This is a genomic window from Streptomyces sp. NPDC033221 (assembly GCF_055577005.1).
This window is the reverse complement of sequence record NZ_JBVIQN010000052.1, coordinates 1-15,697: the sequence shown is the minus strand read 5'-3', so window position 1 is coordinate 15,697 and position 15,697 is coordinate 1. Positions and strand designations below refer to the sequence as shown.

At 72.9% G+C, this 15,697-nt stretch carries 14 protein-coding genes and 2 pseudogenes; 8 read left to right on the top strand and 8 right to left on the bottom strand.

Annotated features, from left to right (window positions below; genetic code table 11):
- Positions 1–29: 29 nt before the first annotated feature.
- Positions 30–3,278: a formate dehydrogenase gene (fdh, locus tag ACZ53K_RS39250; protein ID WP_468846885.1), complete on the bottom strand. Its 3,249-nt coding sequence runs from the start codon at positions 3,276–3,278 to the stop codon at positions 30–32.
- A gap of 354 nt (positions 3,279–3,632) precedes the next feature.
- On the opposite strand from fdh, the gene ACZ53K_RS39245 reads away from it, so the two are divergent.
- The 6 genes from ACZ53K_RS39245 (at position 3,633) to ACZ53K_RS39220 (ending at position 8,914) form a co-directional block, all read left to right on the top strand.
- A complete protein-coding gene (locus tag ACZ53K_RS39245; RefSeq protein WP_468846882.1) occupies positions 3,633–5,111 on the top strand; it encodes an aminotransferase class I/II-fold pyridoxal phosphate-dependent enzyme in 1,479 nt (492 codons plus the stop codon).
- Position 5,112: 1 nt separating this feature from the next.
- Complete coding sequence (locus ACZ53K_RS39240; protein WP_468846879.1) at positions 5,113–5,658, top strand: cysteine hydrolase family protein; 546 nt, start codon at positions 5,113–5,115, stop codon at positions 5,656–5,658.
- Between the two features lie 217 nt (positions 5,659–5,875).
- Positions 5,876–6,064, top strand: a complete 189-nt coding sequence (locus tag ACZ53K_RS39235) for a hypothetical protein (protein ID WP_199930990.1) — start codon at positions 5,876–5,878, stop codon at positions 6,062–6,064.
- The gene (locus ACZ53K_RS39230) at positions 6,061–6,888 is read left to right on the top strand and encodes a hypothetical protein (protein ID WP_468846875.1); all 828 of its coding nucleotides are present in this window, start codon (positions 6,061–6,063) and stop codon (positions 6,886–6,888) included. Before ACZ53K_RS39235 ends, ACZ53K_RS39230 begins: the two co-directional genes overlap by 4 nt.
- Positions 6,885–7,820, top strand: coding sequence for a DUF6895 family protein (locus ACZ53K_RS39225; protein WP_468846872.1), 936 nt, complete (start codon positions 6,885–6,887; stop codon positions 7,818–7,820). Before ACZ53K_RS39230 ends, ACZ53K_RS39225 begins: the two co-directional genes overlap by 4 nt.
- Positions 7,817–8,914 carry a serine hydrolase domain-containing protein gene (locus ACZ53K_RS39220; RefSeq protein WP_468846870.1) on the top strand — a complete coding sequence of 366 codons (1,098 nt, stop codon included), beginning with the start codon at positions 7,817–7,819 and terminating at the stop codon, positions 8,912–8,914. The genes ACZ53K_RS39225 and ACZ53K_RS39220 overlap by 4 nt, the downstream gene beginning before the upstream one ends.
- Positions 8,915–8,952: 38 nt before the next feature.
- Here the strand turns inward: ACZ53K_RS39220 and ACZ53K_RS39215 are convergent, their stop codons facing one another.
- Complete coding sequence (locus tag ACZ53K_RS39215; protein WP_468846867.1) at positions 8,953–9,573, bottom strand: YigZ family protein; 621 nt, start codon at positions 9,571–9,573, stop codon at positions 8,953–8,955.
- A 665-nt stretch (positions 9,574–10,238) separates the two neighbouring features.
- Here ACZ53K_RS39215 and ACZ53K_RS39210 point away from each other — a divergent pair.
- Complete coding sequence (locus tag ACZ53K_RS39210; protein WP_468846950.1) at positions 10,239–10,649, top strand: CoA-binding protein; 411 nt, start codon at positions 10,239–10,241, stop codon at positions 10,647–10,649.
- Between the two features lie 27 nt (positions 10,650–10,676).
- Here ACZ53K_RS39210 and ACZ53K_RS39205 read toward each other — a convergent pair whose 3' ends face one another.
- From ACZ53K_RS39205 to ACZ53K_RS39195, 3 genes and pseudogenes are all read right to left on the bottom strand, one after another.
- Positions 10,677–11,702 carry a helix-turn-helix domain-containing protein gene (locus ACZ53K_RS39205; protein WP_468846864.1) on the bottom strand — a complete coding sequence of 342 codons (1,026 nt, stop codon included), beginning with the start codon at positions 11,700–11,702 and terminating at the stop codon, positions 10,677–10,679.
- Between the two features lie 238 nt (positions 11,703–11,940).
- Positions 11,941–12,496 (bottom strand): annotated as a pseudogene (locus ACZ53K_RS39200) (YbaK/EbsC family protein).
- A 111-nt stretch (positions 12,497–12,607) separates the two neighbouring features.
- Positions 12,608–13,216: a TetR/AcrR family transcriptional regulator gene (locus tag ACZ53K_RS39195; RefSeq protein ID WP_468846862.1), complete on the bottom strand. Its 609-nt coding sequence runs from the start codon at positions 13,214–13,216 to the stop codon at positions 12,608–12,610.
- A gap of 66 nt (positions 13,217–13,282) precedes the next feature.
- Here ACZ53K_RS39195 and ACZ53K_RS39190 point away from each other — a divergent pair, with 66 nt between their 5' ends.
- Positions 13,283–13,609 (top strand): STAS domain-containing protein, encoded by a 327-nt coding sequence (locus tag ACZ53K_RS39190; RefSeq protein WP_468846859.1) that lies wholly within the window; start codon positions 13,283–13,285, stop codon positions 13,607–13,609.
- A gap of 15 nt (positions 13,610–13,624) precedes the next feature.
- Here the strand turns inward: ACZ53K_RS39190 and ACZ53K_RS39185 are convergent, their stop codons facing one another.
- From ACZ53K_RS39185 to ACZ53K_RS39175, 3 genes and pseudogenes are all read right to left on the bottom strand, one after another.
- Positions 13,625–14,689, bottom strand: coding sequence for a hybrid sensor histidine kinase/response regulator (locus ACZ53K_RS39185; RefSeq protein ID WP_468846948.1), 1,065 nt, complete (start codon positions 14,687–14,689; stop codon positions 13,625–13,627).
- Positions 14,669–14,827, bottom strand: a pseudogene (locus ACZ53K_RS39180) (histidine kinase dimerization/phospho-acceptor domain-containing protein); the annotation flags it as partial. The pseudogene ACZ53K_RS39180 and the gene ACZ53K_RS39185, both read right to left, overlap by 21 nt.
- Positions 14,828–14,884: 57 nt before the next feature.
- Complete coding sequence (locus ACZ53K_RS39175) at positions 14,885–15,589, bottom strand: response regulator transcription factor (RefSeq protein WP_468846856.1); 705 nt, start codon at positions 15,587–15,589, stop codon at positions 14,885–14,887.
- Positions 15,590–15,697 lie beyond the last annotated feature (108 nt).

Sequence of the window (15,697 nt, the reverse complement as noted above, 5' to 3'; positions counted from 1 at the left end):
GGGCGAGTGGTCGCCGAGCAGGTGGTCGGTCACGGGCGGGGCTCCGTTCCGGTGGTCGCGTCGATGCCGGCGCGCTCGCGGTAGGCCGCGACCAGGTCCGGCAGGCCGGGTCCGCGCGGCCGGCGTCCCGGCCGGATGTCCGCGGTGAGCGCCTTGTCCTCCTGGATGTGGGCGTTGGGGTCGAGGGCGATGGCCACCAGTTCGTTGGCGGCGTCGCCGGTGACCACGCCATTGGGTCCCCAGTGGAAGGGCAGGCCGATCTGGTGGACCGTACGGCCCTCGACGGTGAGGGAGGAGATCCGGCGGGTGACCATGACGCGGGCCTCGATGGCGTTCCGGGCGGTGATGATGGTGGCCCAGCCCATGTGCTCCAGGCCGCGTTCGGCGGCGAGCTGCGGGGAGATCTCGCAGAACAGCTCCGGCTGGAGTTCGGCGAGATACGGCGACCAGCGGCTCATGCCGCCCGCGGTGAAGTGCTCGGTGAGCCGGTGGGTGGTGACGATGTACGGGTAGACGTCGGCGCCGGGTTCATCGCCGCTGGGGTGGTAGCGGTTGCCTTCGTGGGGGTGCAGGCGGCGGACCGGTGAGCGCGGTGTGGACGGGTAGAGGGCGTTGCCGAACGGGGAGTCCTGCGGCTCGTAGTGGGTGGGCAGCGGCCCGTCCACGAGGCCGGCGGGTACGTACAGCCAGCCCTTGCCGTCCGCCTGCATGATGAACGGGTCGTCGCCGCGCAGTGCGTCGGGGCCGGTCGCACCGTCCGGCGGCTCGAAGTCGGGGGCGCGGTCGGGGATGAAGTCCGGGACGTCGTGGCCGGTCCATGTACCTTCCGCCGCGTCCCACCACACGTACGCCTTGCGTTCGCTCCACGGTGTGCCGTCCGGGGCGGCCGACGCGCGGTTGTAGAGGATGCGGCGGTTGGCGGGCCAGGCCCAGGCCCATTCCTTGGCGACCCAGTCCTGTTCGGTGTGCGGCTTCTTGCGGGCCGCCTGGTTGACGCCGTCCGCGTAGACGCCGCAGTAGATCCAGCAGCCGCACTTCGTCGAGCCGTCGTCCTTCAGCTCCGTGTACGCGGTCAGCGGGGCGCCGTCCGGGCCGGTTCCGTTGATCTCGGCGAGCACGGCGTCGGCGACCGGCTCCCGCAACGGCCCTTCCACCGGGTAGTCCCAGGTCAGGTCCTGTACCGGCCGGTCCATGGGGTCGGTTGAGGCGGCCAGCTTCGCCTTGATGCGCCGGCCGAGGTGGTACATGAACCACAGGTCGCTGCGGGCGTCGCCGTCCGGTTCGACGGCCGCGTGGTGCCACTGCACCCACCGGTTGGTGTTGGTGAAGGAGCCGGACTTCTCGGTGTGCGCGGCGGCCGGGAAGAAGAACACCTCGGTGCCGATGTCCTCGGTGCGCAGTTCGCCCGTCTCGGTCTCCGGGCCGTCCTGCCACCAGGTCGCCGACTCGATGAGCGAGAAGTCCCGTACGACCAGCCACTCCAGGTTGGCCATGCCCAGGCGTTGCAGGCGGGTGTTGGCGGAGCCGACGGCGGGGTTCTCCCCCATCAGGAAGTAGCCCTTGCAGGTGCCGTCGAGCTGCGCCATGACGGTCTCGTATGTGGCGTGCGCGCCGGTCAGGCGCGGCAGGTGGCCGAAGCAGTAATCATTGTCGGCGGTGGCCGCGTCGCCGTAGTACGACTTGAGCAGGCTGACGAGGTAGGCGCGCATGTCACCCCAGAAGCCCTTCACGGTACGGGTCGCCTCGACGAACGTGTCCAGGTCCTCGTGCGCGTGGGCGTGCGGCATGGGGAGGTAGCCGGGCAGCAGGTTGAAGAGGGTGGGGATGTCGCTGGAGCCCTGGATGGAGGCGTGGCCGCGCAGGGCCTGGATGCCGCCGCCGGGGCGGCCGATGTTGCCGAGGAGCAGTTGCAGGATGCTCGCGGCCCGGATGTACTGCGCGCCGACCGAGTGCTGGGTCCAGCCGACCGCGTAGCAGAAGGCGCTGGTGCGGTCGCGGCCCGAGTTGGCGGTCAGGTCTTCGCACACCCGCAGGAACGTTTCCTGCGGCACTCCGCAGATCCGCTCCACCATCTCGGGGGTGTAGCGGGCGTAGTGGCGCTTGAGGACCTGGTAGACACAGCGCGGGTGCCGGAGCGCCTCGTCGCGCGGCGCCTGCTGCCCGGTGCGGGCCCCGCCGGAGCCGTGCGACTCCGAGCCGCCGGCCTCCTGGACGCGGACCTCGTACAGCTCGTCCACCTCGCCCGACGGCGCCTGGACGTCGACGCCCTCGTACTGCCAGCTCAGGGTGTCGTAGTGGGTCCCGTCCGCGTCCAGACCGGAGAAGACACCGGCCAGGTCCTCGGTGTCCCGGAAGTCCTCGCCGACCAGGGTGGCGGCGTTGGTGTAGTTCAGGACGTAGTCACGGAAGTCCTTCTCCTCGGTCAGGACATGGTTGATGATCCCGCCGAGGAAGGCGATGTCGCTGCCCGCCCGCAGGGGGACGTGCAGGTCGGCCAGGGCGCTGGTACGGGTGAACCGCGGGTCGACGTGGATGACGCGGGCGCCGCGGGCCTTGGCCTCCATCACCCACTGGAAGCCGACCGGGTGCGCCTCGGCGAAGTTGGAGCCCTGGATGACGATGCAGTCGGCGTGCTGGAGGTCCTGCATGAAGGTGGTCGCGCCGCCGCGCCCGAAGGAGGTGCCGAGACCGGCGACGGTGGAGCTGTGGCAGACCCGGGCCTGGTTCTCCACCTGGACCACGCCGAGGCCGGTCAGCAGCTTCTTGATGAGGTAGTTCTCCTCGTTGTCGAGGGTGGCGCCGCCCAGGCTGGCGATGCCCAGGGTGCGTGCCGTGTACAGCCCCTCGTCGGACTCCCACTCCCAGGTGCGGCGGCGGGTCTCCACGACCCGGTCGGCGACCATGTCCATGGCCGTCTCCAGGTCCAGCGGCTCCCAGTCCGTGGCGTACGGGGGCCGGTACAGCACCTGGTGACGGCGGGACGAGCCGGTGGTGAGCTGGAGCGTCGCCGACCCCTTGGGGCAGAGCCGGCCACGGCTGACGGGCGAGTCCGGATCGCCCTCGATCTGTACGACCCGCTCGTCCTTGACGTACACCTGCTGGCCGCAGCCGACCGCGCAGTACGGGCAGACGGAGCGCACCATCCGGTCGGCGGAGTCCGTCCGCGGGCGCAGCCGCTCCGTGTACGGCGACATCGCGGCGCGGCCCCGGCCCAGCGGGTCGCCACCGGTCAGCTGCCGGTACACGGGCCAGTCGCGAACCCGTTTGCGCACGCCCATCGCTTCTCCTCCAGCGCGTCTGCGGTCCGCCACGGCGATCGGCCCGGCGGCGGGTGCCTCCTCAAAGGCTCGCCCGCCGGAGCCCCGGCTGCGAGCGGGGGCGGCAAGCGCGGCCCCGGTGGCGGCAGGCCGGTGCCGCCGGTGCCGACCGGCGGCGCGAGGGCGGGTTCCCCGCGCCGGTCAGGGAAAACCCGTACCGGCCGGCAAAGATCCACGAGCGCCGGGGCGCGCCCGGACCGTGCCGCCGCGGACCCGCCCGGGTGCCCGTTCCGTCGCCGTACGGGTGAGCCGCGCCACGGGCGGAATCGGACGGTACGGTGATTGACCCGTCCGGGCCCGGGGAACCCCTGGCGCATGGCTGTCGATCACACACAGGCACCGGTTCTGGAGGCGCTGGCCCGATACCGGCAGGCCGGGGAGGTCTCGTTCACCCCGCCGGGGCACAAGCAGGCCCGCGGCGCCGACCCGCTGGTGCGGGAGGTGCTGGGCGACGCGGTCTTCCTCAGCGATCTGCTGGCCTCCGGCGGTCTGGACGACCGGCTGGGCACGGGCCGGGTGCTGGAGCGGGCCGAGGCGCTGATGGCGGACGCGGTGCACGCCTCGCACACGTTCTTCTCCACCTGCGGCAGCTCCCTGTCCGTCAAGGCGGCGATGCTGTCCGTCGCTGGGCCGCACGAGAAGCTGCTGGTCGGCCGGGACGCGCACAAGTCGGTGGTGTCGGGTCTGATCCTGTCCGGCGTCCGGCCGATCTGGGTGGACCCGCAGTGGGACGAGGAGCGCCGGATCGCCCATCCGCCGTCGGTCGAGGCGTTCGAGCGGGCTTTCGAGGAGCATCCCGACGCCCGCGGCGCGCTGGTGACCAGTCCGACGCCGTACGGCACCTGCGCGGACCTGGACGGGCTGGCGGAGGTGTGCCACCGGCGGGAGCGCCCGCTGGTCGTGGACGAGGCGTGGGGAGCGCATCTGCCCTTCCACCCAGATCTGCCCTCCTGGGCGATGGACGCCGGCGCCGATGTCTGTGTGACGAGCATCCACAAGATGGGCAGCGGCCTGGAGCAGGGGTCGGTGTTCCATCTCCAGGGCGACCTGGTCCGGCCGACCGTGCTGAAGTCCCGGGCGGACCTGTTCGGTACGACCAGCCCTTCGGTGCTGCTGTACGCGGGCCTGGACGGCTGGCGGCGGCAGATGGCCCTGCGGGGCCACGACCTCGTAGGCCGGGCCCTGGACCTGGCCGCGCGGGTACGGGCCGCCATCGAGGAGATCGACGGGCTGCACGTCAACGACCGGGCCGACTTCTGCGGTCCGGGGCTGGCCGACGACTTCGACCCGCTGCCCGTGGTGATCGACGTCAGCGGGCTCGGCACGTCCGGCTATCGGGCCGCCGACTGGCTGCGCGAACACCGCTCCGTCGACGCCCACCTCGCCGACCACCGGCGGATCAGCGCCCAGCTGACCCACGCCGACGACGACTCGACCGCCGGGATACTGCTCGACGCCCTGCGCGACCTGTCGCGGCACGCCGCCGAGTTGCGGCCGGCGCCCGAGGTCGAGGTGCCGACGCCGGGTGAACTGCGGCTGGAGCAGGTGTGCCTGCCGCGCGACGCCTACTTCGGCGAGGTCGAGGACGTACCGGCGAGCGCGGCGGCCGGCCGGATCGTGGCGGAGATGCTGACGCCCTACCCGCCGGGCATCCCGGCCGCGCTGCCCGGCGAACGGCTCGACGAGCCCGTGGTGCGCTATCTGACGAGCGGGGTGCGGGCCGGGATGAACGTGCCCGACGCGGCCGACCCCGAGCTGAAGACGGTCCGGGTGCTCGTCGAGGGGAACGGCTGACATGCGTACGGCGCTCATCGTGATCGACATGATCAACACGTATGAACACGCGGACGCCGAGCAGTTGCTGCCGTCGGTACGTGACGCGCTGCCCGGCATGCTGCGGGTGCTGGAGCGGGCCCGTGCGAAGGGCTCGGACGTGGAAGTCATCTACGTCAACGACAACTTCGGCCGCTGGCGTTCGCACCACGACGAGATCCTCCGCACGGCGCTGGACGGACCGCACGCGGACCTGGTGGAGCCGCTCCGCCCCGACGACTCCTCGCTGTTCGTGGTCAAGGCCCGGCACTCGATCTTCTACGAGACGCCGCTGGAGTACCTGCTCGGCCAGCACGGCATCGGGCGGATAGTGCTCTGTGGCCAGGTGACCGAGCAGTGCGTTCTGTACTCGGCCCTCGACGCGCACATCCGCCACCTGGACGTCACGGTCCCGCGCGACGCGGTGGCACACATCCACGCCGACCTTGCCGACGCCGCGCTGCGGATGATGGAGCGCAACATGGGCGCGAGCGTGACGGACTCGACGGCGGAGGAGCTGTTCGGATGAGGCGCGGCAGCCCCTGAATTGACGGCTGGTCAGCTGTGGCGGGCTCCGCGCCACCCGCCCCGGCACCGCGGGCATTGCCCCTGCGCACAGGCGATCCCGCCGGCCGGAACTCCCTTTGCACACGAATGGTCGATTTGTCGACATAGGAGTACTTTGGGAGGTGGCATCGGGGGCATCACCGGACCTTGGTGATGACATCTCTTCGAGGGAGCGAATGATGCTTGCCCAGACTCTCCAGCCCACCGGCCTCACACTCGACAAGGAAGCACTGGGGTGGGTCGCGGCCCAGCCCGAAGCCCCGCTGAGCGACGCACCGGTCCCCGCACCGCACGGCGCCGCATGGGGCGTCCTGCTCCTGGGGCTCCTGATCTCGCCCAAGGAGCCGAAGGAAACGAAGCGCCGGTGATCTCCGAGCGTTCACGGACCGCCCACAGCGAATCGGCCGACCAGTTGGCCCGTCGCGCCCTCGATGCCCTCCGGGGCACCGGGGGCGCAGCCGTGGCCGCGCTCCACGTGGAAGCCGCGGCGGCGGAGTCCGGAGGCGACCCGGCGGTGGCGCTGGGCGCCATCCGCATCCTGGGGGCGGACGTCCTCGCGCCGTACGTACTGAACGGTCAGGCCCCTCCCGCCGGCGAAACGGACGCCATCAGCCTGGCACTCAGTGCCCTGCCGCCGGATGAGGCGCCCGTTCCGGCGCCCCCCGCGGGCACCGAAGAGGCATGGGTCATGGCCTGGATCGACTGGGGTCTGGCCACCGTACTGGCCCGCCTCGACCCCGCCGGCTCGCCGGTACGGGCTGCGCCCCTCCCCCAAGGCCCTCCGCTGTGCGACGACGCCACACCCCGCGGCCTGCCACCGACCACCGAAGCGGCCGGTGACGACCGCCCGGGCGGCCCCGGCGCCTTCGCGCGGGAAGGCTGGGTGTCCTGGTCCGTACGGATGGGAAAACTGGCCTCACTGGCCCTGCCGGGGCTCGACGGACCGGTGCACGCCGCCGCCCGGACCGGCGCCCTGGGCCTGGCCCGCGGTGCCACCCGCGCCACCCTGCGGCGTGACCACCCCACCGCCGCCCGGATCACCCGCTGGCTCGCCTGGCTCCGGGCCGACGGGACCGAGCTGCCGCTGGACCCCGTGCCCCTGACCGAACACATCGGGCTGCTCGGCGGCGGCGACCGCCCCGCCCTGGACACCGCCGTCGCCCGCCGGCTGCTCGGCCTGGAGGAGATATGAGCCCGGCCCCGGCGCGGACCGCGCACGCCATCGGCTCCCGGGCCCTGACCTGGCTGCACGCCAACCGCGAGTACGGCAAACTCTCCGACTGCCCCCGGGCCGACCTCGTCGACGACGCCGACGCGTACAAAGGCCTCGGTGAGGCGGCCCTCGCGGCCTCCCTGGTCCTGCGCAGCGGCGTCGCGGGCACGGCCGAACTGGCCCTGGCCCGCGAGCTGCTGGAGTTCTGCTGGCAGCAGGTGGACAGCGGTGCGCTGCTGTACGAGCGACTGCTGCGCCACCCGCTCAAGACCGACCCGATGGAGACCTACGCCCACTTCGTCCGCGGCGGCTACCAACACCCGGAGCTGGACCGCCTGCTCGCCCACACGGTCACCCTGCGCTCGACACACGCCGTGGAGCACGTACCGAACCGGCGGCTCGCGGTCGCCAACTCCGCGCGCGTCATCGGCCTCGACCAGGGCACGGCAGCCTACGACTGGGCCACCCTGACCGAGGCCACCTGGCTCGGCGCCAGGCCCGAGCCCTGGCACATCGACTGGCTGACCGGTTACGGCGTCACCCACGCCGCCTTCCACCTCACCGACTGGGGCCGCCTGCCCGCCCGGCTCCCCGCCGAGCTCGTGGAGTACCTGACCCGGTGGCTGCCGGTGTGGACCGACATCTGGGCGGAGTGCGGCCAGTGGGACCTGGTGGCCGAGCTGATGATCGTCGGCACCTGTCTGCCCGAGCCCTGGGCGGAGACCGACGACTGGCAGCGGCTGGCCGGCCTGCAGCGCGACGACGGGCTCGTGCCCCGCGACGACCAGCCCGTCGAAGGCGACCCGGCCGAACTCTTCGACGCCCACCAGCACCCCACCGTCGTGGCCGTCGTCGCGGGCACCATCGCCCTCACCCGGGCGCTGGGCGACGCGGGACAGCCCGGCCCATGACGCCGCCGGGGACACCGGCCGCGCCGGAATCCGGCCCGCCCGAGGCACTGCCGCCAGGCCTGCCGGCATCGCTGCTGTCGGCCGCCCCGGACGCGAGTGCCGTCGCCGTCGGCCTGTACCGGCGCGGGCAGCGGTCCTTCCTCGTCCGGGGCAGCACCGTGTTCGAGGGCGGGATGCCGGTGGAACCGTCCACCCGCTTCGAGGTCGGCTCGCTCACCAAGACGTTCACCGCGCTGCTCTTCGCCGAACACGCCGCCCGGGGCGAGGTGGGCCACCACGATCCCGCCGCCCGCCACCTGCCTCCGGGCGCACAGGTTCCCGTACGCGGTACGGACATCACCCTCACCCACCTGGCCACCCACACCGCGGGCCTGCCCCGCCTGCCTCCGGGACTGCTGCACTCCGCCGCCGGCCGTCTCCTGACCAACCCCTACGCCGGATTCACGCGCGCGGATGTGCTGCGCGCCCTGGCCCGCACCCGGCTGCGTGCCCGGCCGGGCACGCGGATGCGGTACTCCAACTTCGGGGTCGGCCTCCTGGGACACGCCCTGTGCGGCGCGGCCGGCGGACTCCCGTACGAAGACCTGCTCGCGGCCCGCGTCCTGCGGCCCCTCGGCCTGCACGACACCAGCGCCACAGCCGATCCGCCCCCCGGAACCACCCAGGTCACCGGCTACTGGCACCGCCGCCCCCGGCCGCCGTTCAGCATCCCGGGCCTGCCCGGCGCCGGCGCCGTCCGCTCCAGCGCGCGCGACCTGCTGACCCTGGCCGAGGCGCTGGTCAGCCCGGGGACCGCCGACGTCACCGGCGTACCGTCGGCGCCGTTGCGCACCGCCCTGGAGGACGTCATCCGCCCCCGGCTCGTCCTCCCCCGCAAGACCTCCCGGCTCGCCCTGATCTGGAACATCCGCCCCCGGCCCGACGGCCACAGCCTCTACCACCACACGGGCGGCACCCGCGGCTGCATGGCCTTCGTCGGATTCGCCCCACAGGACGACACCGCACTGGTCGCACTGGCCAACTGCGCGCCGGGCCTGCGCGTCGCGTTCGTCCAGCAGGCGTACGACACGCTGACGGAGCTGCTGCGCGCCTAAACCTCGGAAGAACTCAGACCCCGAAAGGCTACGAAGAACTACCCGTAAGCCTCTCCGCCCAGTTCCAGACCCGCCGTGCCCGCCGTCGCATCGGCCAGCCAGGCGCGGAAGGCGTCCAGGTCGGACTCCGGCAGCCCCACCTCGATCCGTACGTCAGACCCGTACGTCACCTCGCGCACGGCCCGGCCCGTGGTCCGCAGATCGTTCTCCACCCGCCCCGCGCGCTGGTGGTCCACGGTGACGGTGACCAGGCGGAAGCGCTGCCGGGTGACCGTGCCGAGCGCGTCCAGGGCCTCCCCCACGACACCTCCGTACGCACGGATCAGGCCGCCGGCCCCCAGCTTGACGCCGCCGAAATAGCGGGTGACGACCGCGACGACGTACCTGACCTCGCGGCGCACCAGCATCTGGAGCATCGGCACACCGGCGGTCCCGCCCGGCTCGCCGTCGTCACTGGCCTTCTGCACCCCGCCGTCGGCCCCGAGGACGTACGCGAAGCAGTGGTGCCGCGCGGTGGGGTGCTCCTTGCGGATACGCGCGATGAAGTCCTGGGCCTCGGTCTCGGTCGCGATGGGGGCGAGCGCGCAGATGAAGCGGGACTTGTTGATCTCGATCTCGTGGACACCCTCGCGCGCGAGAGTCCGGTACTGCTCCTGCATCAGGCCACCTTATGCGCCGCCGCAACCACCCCGTCCCCCAGTACGGCCACGGCACCCGAGGGCGATTCTTGTCGCCCCCGGATGAATTCCGGCGGCCGCCGGTCCGGGCACGGCAGCATCGGGCCCCTTGCACCCGGCGGCCGGCCGCGCCCGAGGCGGGCGGCGCGGCGGCCGGGCGGCCCGCCACCGGAAACGAGGGGTGTTCTCCGTGCCCGACCTCCGCGGCCAGCGGTCATCGCGCCACGCACTGCCCGACGCCGCTCTGACCCGTGCGGTGCGCGGCGGGCAGGTGGGGCACTTCCCGGAGCTGTACCACCGGCACTACCCGGGAGGCGGTGGCGCGACTGGGCCTCAGCGCGGCCGCTCCACTGGAGGACGGCAGCGCGGCGCACTTCCGGCTCCGCCCCCTGTCCCATGCCCCGTCCGTGCTGCTTCTCTCCCCCGCCCCGGCCTCACGTGCCGTCCTGGCAACGGTCGTCTTCATCGCGGGCGTCGTCCTCGGCAGCGTGACCGCCCCGTCCTGCGGCACCCGGGCGGAGACCCACACCCAACGCGAACCGGTACCCGTGGGAATCTTCGTCCCCTCGCACACGTTGACCGGTGCAGAAGGCCGCCGACGTACGGCCACAACCAACGGACCCCGGTCCGACCCACAGGAGGCAGCTGTGTACGGCGATCCGGCGACGATCCGCAGGATCCTTCGGGAAACCGGCGACACCTGGGCCGTCGTGGGCCTGTCCGGCAACCGGAACCGCGCGGCGTACGGCGTCGCCGGCGTCCTCCAGCGCTACGGCAAGCGCATCGTCCCGGTCCACCCCAAGGCCGAGACGGTCCACGGCGAGCAGGGGTACCCGTCCCTGGCTGCGATCCCCTTCCCGGTCGACGTGGTGGACGTCTTCGTCAACAGCGACGTGGCGGGCGGCATCGCCGACGAAGCCGTGGAAATCGGCGCCAAGGCGGTCTGGTTCCAGCTCGGCGTGATCGACGAAGCAGCGTACGACCGGGCACGGGCCGCGGGCCTGGACATGGTGATGGACCGCTGCCCGGCCATTGAGATACCCCGTCTCGCCGGTTGATGTTCCGGTCCGTCAACGGGCGGGAGTTCAGGGCGTAGGCGTCGGCGCGGCGTCGATGAGGAATGTCTGGTTGTCGCGGCCGGTGCACCGTTGCAGTGTCACTTCGGCGCCGGGGGTCGTACGGGCACCCCGCACGCCGAGGCACTGGCCGCCGTCGGTGCGGAAGACGTAGCGGCCGGACTTGGGCTCGACGCGGAAGCCGCTTGCCTGGGCACAGGCTTCCCACGGTTCCAGCAGGCCGTCCGCCGCTCCGCCCGACAGGGCCTTCAGGCAGCCCTTTCCGTGGACGGGGTGCACCCAGGCGATGCGGTAGGTGTCCGTACCCACCGGTTCGAGTGCGGTGCGCTGCGGGGCCACGCCTTCGCACGGCCGCTGTACGGCCACGAGGGAGGGGTAACGCTCGTCCTGGACGCGTCCGTCGGTCACGCACAGGCCGGGGGCCGCGGCCGGGCGGATGCGCAGCCAGCCGGCGGGGACCGCGGCGCCCCGGGCCCGTGCTTCGGACTTGGCGCCTGCCGGAGTGTCGTTGCGTTCGGTCCGGTGGCCGCTCTGCCGGTCGGCCGGCCCGTCGGCTGCGGGGGCCTTCGTGGAGGTGAGGGCGTCCGAGGTCAGTATCCAGGCGGTGGTGGCGGCGAGGACGGCGGCGACGGCCGACGCGATCAGCACCGGCGTCCGGCGGGCCCGGGTGGGGAGCGGCCGGCGCCGGGGGCGGTGGTCGGCGGTGTCCGGCGTCGTCGGTGGCGTGACCGGTTCCGTCGTTGCCGTGCGGGCCCGGGCGGCGACGTTCTCGCGGGCGTCGAGCCAGGCCGTGGCCCGTTCGTCGTCCTCGCCGCAGGCGCGTACGAAGACGGCCAGGACTTCCGGGCGGGGCAGGCGCCGGCCGCTCAGCACGTCCGCGAGAGTGCTGCGGGCCAGCACCTCGCCCCGCGCGGCGGCGCGTTGTTCGAGCTGGCGGTATGTCAGTCCCCGGTGCTCCTTGAGTTCCCGCAGCATCGCGAGGAATGCGGCCACATCACGGGCCTCGGCCGGGTCCGTGCTCCCCCTGGTGTCCATGGCGCGAATGATCGGGCCACGCATCCCCGTACGGCTATAGGAGATTCCGCCAAGAGTGCATGCTTCCGGACGTGGACCGGACGTGGACCGGACACGGGTCAGACAGGAACCGGACACGGGCCGGACGTATCCGGTCCCCTCCGGACAGGGCGCTCATCAGCTCGGACAGCCGACGGCGCGCGCCGGACACCCGGACCTCCCGACGCCGTCACCGATCGCGGTGGAGGCGGCCGCAGCCCTACTCCCCCGGGGCCGTCCCCAGCCCGTCGAGGACGGTCGCGCCCGGCAGTTCGGCCAGTGCCTTGCCCGGCACGATGAGTTTGCCGCGGCGGCTGCCGCTGCCGATCAGCGCGTACGGAGTGTCCGCCACGGCCGCGTCCACCAGCAGCGGCCAGCCCGATCGGGGTGATGCCGCCGTACTCCATGCCGCTCTCCCCCACGGCGGTGTCCATGGGCGCGAAGGACGCCTTGCGGGCGCCGAGTTGGCGTCGTACAGCGCCGTTGACGTCGACCCGGGTGTGCGAGAGGACCACGCAGGCTGCGAGCGTGACGGCGCCGCCGCGCTTGCCCGCCACGACGACGCAGTTCGCCGACTGCTCCAGGAGCCACGAGCCGTGGTGTTCGACGAGGACGGCGGTTTCGGCGATCGCGGGGTCGGTGTCCACGTAGTGGAACTGTTCGACGGGTACGGTGCCCCGCCAGCCGCGGATCGCGGCGGCGACCGGTTCGGGCAGCAGGTCCAGGCAGTCGGTGGCGGCGCGTACCCCGTCGAAGGCATCCATGGGCTCGGGCATGCCGCCCAAGCTAACAGCGCGGCTGGTCAGCGGGGCGTGCCGTCCCAATGGGCGAGCGGGACGCGCACGGTCATCGTCGTGATCCGCGGCCGGGGCTGCTGGTGCGGGGCCTCAGCGGTGCCGTTCGATGAGGGCACGGGCCATGTCCTGTGCCCGCCGGGCGGCCTCGGTGTCGCCCTCGGCCGCCGAGATGATCGACCCCTTCATGAGGATGTGCCAGGAGCGGGCGAAGTTGTCGGTGTCCCGGAGCCCGGCCTCCTCGGCCAGGGACCGCACGATGGCGCGGATGTTCTCCAGGTGACCGATGCACGCCCGGCCGAGCGGGTGGTCCCAGCCCATTTCCAGCAGCACGTTGATGAAGGTGCAGGCGTCAAAGCCGGACTCGCGGAACCACTCGTCGAACACATCGAAGACGGCGAGCAGCCGCTCCTCCGGGTCCGCGCCCCGCCGCCGCGCGCCGGCCTCCACGAAGCCCCGGGTCCAGCGCTGCTCGCGGCGCTCCAGGAACGCCAGCACCAGGGCGTCCTTCGAGGGGAAGTTGCGGTAGAGCGTGGCCTTCGCCACTCGGGAGCGGGCGATCACCTCGTCGACGCCGACCGCGCGGATGCCGCGCCGGGAGAACAGCTCGTAGGCCGTCTCCAGGATGCGCTCGCGTGCCTGGGCGGGCGGACGGGCTGCCGGCACCGTGGTTTCGGTGGCCGTCGCGTCCCCTGGAGCCATCGGGTCCCCCTGACGAACGTGGTGGTGATTGTGGACAGGCTCGTCCGACCCTGACACGGTAAGGGCATGGCCCCTGAGACAGAACTGTCTGGCCCGGACTTCGTAGACATCTTGACGGTCCGCACCCGCCTGCACGGCCACCGGGCCGTGCTCAGCCCCCGAGGAGAGATCGACTGCGCTTCCGTACGCCTTCTCGACCAGGCCCTGGACGAACTGCCGACCGTGACGAGCAGCGTGACCCTGGACATCGCGGAGGTCTCCTTCATGGACTCCGCGGGCCTGCACTTCGTGGAGCGCCTGCATGCCTTCGGCGACCGGCGCCGCATCCGGGCCCGCACCCGTAACTGGGGCAGCCAGCCGAGCCGTCTGCGCGAAGTCGCCCGCCGCCCCTGATCCCCCGAACCCGCATCACTCCTCCAGCACCGGTGCGCACCACCGCATCGGCGCTCGTCGGTCAGTGGTCCGGGCGGGACGGGCGGATGTACGGGATGGGCGGGGCCCGAGTGGCCAGGGGGCCGGGTCGTTCGCCCAGCGGACCAGCAGCCGGTCGAGGGCGGCGAGGCTCAGCGGCTTGGCCAGGTGGGCGTCGAACCCGGAGCGGGCCGACCCGGCGCGGTCGGCGTCCTGGCTGAAGCCGGAGACGGCGATCAGCCGAGTGCGGCCGGGCGGAAGCGTCTCGCGCAGCCGGCGGGCGATCTGATGCCCGTGCACGTCGGGCAGGGCGAGGTCGCTGAGGATCAGGTCGTACGGTGCGGCGCCGGCGGCGGCCAGGCCGTCGCGGCCGGTGAGGCAGACCGTCACCGTGTCACCGTGCCGTTCGAGCAGGGTGCGGTAGGTGGTGGCGAGGTCGGTGTTGTCCTCGATGACCAGGATGTTCAGGGGCGGACGCGGTACGGCCGGGGCCTGCTCGTCCGCCGGGCGGCCGGGGGCCGGGGAGGGCGCCGCGACCGGGAGCCGTACGCGGAAACTCGCGCCGCTGCCCGGACCGTCGCTGTGCGCCCGTACCGTCCCACCGTGCAGTTCGGCGATGCCGCGGACGATCGGCAGCCCCAGGCCGAGCCCGCCCGCCCCGGCACCGACGGCCCCGGCGGCCCGCACGAACGCCTCGAACAGGGTGTCGGCGGTGGCCGGGTCGAACCCGATGCCGTCGTCGCTGACCGTCGTCACGGCGTGGCTTCCGCCGCCGGGCGCGGCCGCCGTGTCCAGCGCGATGGTCACCGTCCCGCCGGACCTGGTGTACTTGCGGCCGTTGCTGAGCAGATTGGCGGTCATCTGGGCGAGGCGGACGCGGTCGCCCTCGACGGGCACCGGCCGGGACGGGAGCGAGACCCGCAGTTCGCGGGCGGCGCGGACGTATTCGGGCCGGATGTCGTGGACCGCGGTGGCGATGACGGCCCGCAGGTCGAGGCGTTCGCGGACCAGCAGGAGGCGGCCGGTCAGCGCCTTGGCCGCGTCCAGCAGGTCGTCGGTCATCCGGACCATGTCGGTGAGCTGCCGTTGCAGTACGGCGAGCGCCGGGTGCCCGGCCGGGTTGTCGAGGGCGAGCAGCTCGACGGCCGCCTGTACTGCGGCCAAGGGGTTGCGCAGTTCGTGCGAGAGGGTGGCGATGAACCGGTCCTTGGCCGGAAGTCATGGGCGTCTCACCTCGTCCCGCGTTCCGTGTGCCGCTCAGTGGTCCTGCGCCGTGATGTCGAGCCGGTAGCCGAAGCCGCGTACCGTCATGATCCGCGGCGTACGGACACCGCTGGCCGACAGTTTGCGCCGTACGCGGTAGACGTGTTCGGCGACCGTGGCCGGTGTCTGCCAGCCGTCCCTGTCCCATACCCGGTCCAGCAACTGGACGGCGGAGAAGGTCTGTCCGGGGGCGGTCGCGAGGAACTCCACCAGCGCGTATTCGCGTGGGGTGAAGGCGATCGGCCCGCCCGGGGTCCGGACCTGCCGGGCTCCGGTGTCGACGGTCAGCTCGCCCAGCCTGCGCACCGGTCCCGGCTCCCCCGCCCGCCCCGCGCCGTGGCCGGGCGCCGTCCGGCGCAGCACGGCCCGGATGCGGGCGGCCAGTTCCCGCTGGGAGAACGGTTTGACCAGGTAATCGTCGGCGCCCAGTTCCAGCCCGAGCACCCGGTCGGTCTCCTCGCCGCGCCCGGTGACGATGATCACCGGCGGCCCGTCGGTGTGCCGTACACCGCGCAGCAGGTCCAGGCCGTTGCCGTCCGGCAGCCCCACATCCAGCACCACCAGGTCGACCGGCTCGCCGCGCAGTACGGCGCGCCCCGACCGGGCGTCGGGCGCCGCCACCACGGCGAAGCCCTCACGTTCCAGACAGGCCCGGGACATCGCGACGAGGTCGCTCTCGTCGTCGATCAGCGCGATCACCGGCCGGGCGCCCGGCGGCACGCCGGCCGGGGGGGGGGGGGGGGGGGGGGAGGAGGAAGGGGGGGGGGGGGGGGGGGGGGGGAGAGGGGGGGGGGAGGGGGGGGGGAG

Excerpts from the sequence above, each read along its gene's own strand:
- fdh (WP_468846885.1), bottom strand. The coding sequence starts at position 3,278 with ATGGGCGTGCGCAAACGGGTTCGCGACTGGCCCGTGTACCGGCAGCTG.
- ACZ53K_RS39205 (WP_468846864.1), bottom strand. The coding sequence starts at position 11,702 with ATGGACACCAGGGGGAGCACGGACCCGGCCGAGGCCCGTGATGTGGCC.
- ACZ53K_RS39195 (WP_468846862.1), bottom strand. The coding sequence starts at position 13,216 with ATGGCTCCAGGGGACGCGACGGCCACCGAAACCACGGTGCCGGCAGCC.
- ACZ53K_RS39225 (WP_468846872.1), top strand. The coding sequence starts at position 6,885 with ATGAGCCCGGCCCCGGCGCGGACCGCGCACGCCATCGGCTCCCGGGCC.
- ACZ53K_RS39235 (WP_199930990.1), top strand. The coding sequence starts at position 5,876 with ATGCTTGCCCAGACTCTCCAGCCCACCGGCCTCACACTCGACAAGGAA.
- ACZ53K_RS39185 (WP_468846948.1), bottom strand. The coding sequence starts at position 14,689 with ATGACCGACGACCTGCTGGACGCGGCCAAGGCGCTGACCGGCCGCCTC.
- ACZ53K_RS39215 (WP_468846867.1), bottom strand. The coding sequence starts at position 9,573 with ATGCAGGAGCAGTACCGGACTCTCGCGCGCGAGGGTGTCCACGAGATC.
- ACZ53K_RS39220 (WP_468846870.1), top strand. The coding sequence starts at position 7,817 with ATGACGCCGCCGGGGACACCGGCCGCGCCGGAATCCGGCCCGCCCGAG.
- ACZ53K_RS39245 (WP_468846882.1), top strand. The coding sequence starts at position 3,633 with ATGGCTGTCGATCACACACAGGCACCGGTTCTGGAGGCGCTGGCCCGA.
- ACZ53K_RS39190 (WP_468846859.1), top strand. The coding sequence starts at position 13,283 with ATGGCCCCTGAGACAGAACTGTCTGGCCCGGACTTCGTAGACATCTTG.
- ACZ53K_RS39240 (WP_468846879.1), top strand. The coding sequence starts at position 5,113 with ATGCGTACGGCGCTCATCGTGATCGACATGATCAACACGTATGAACAC.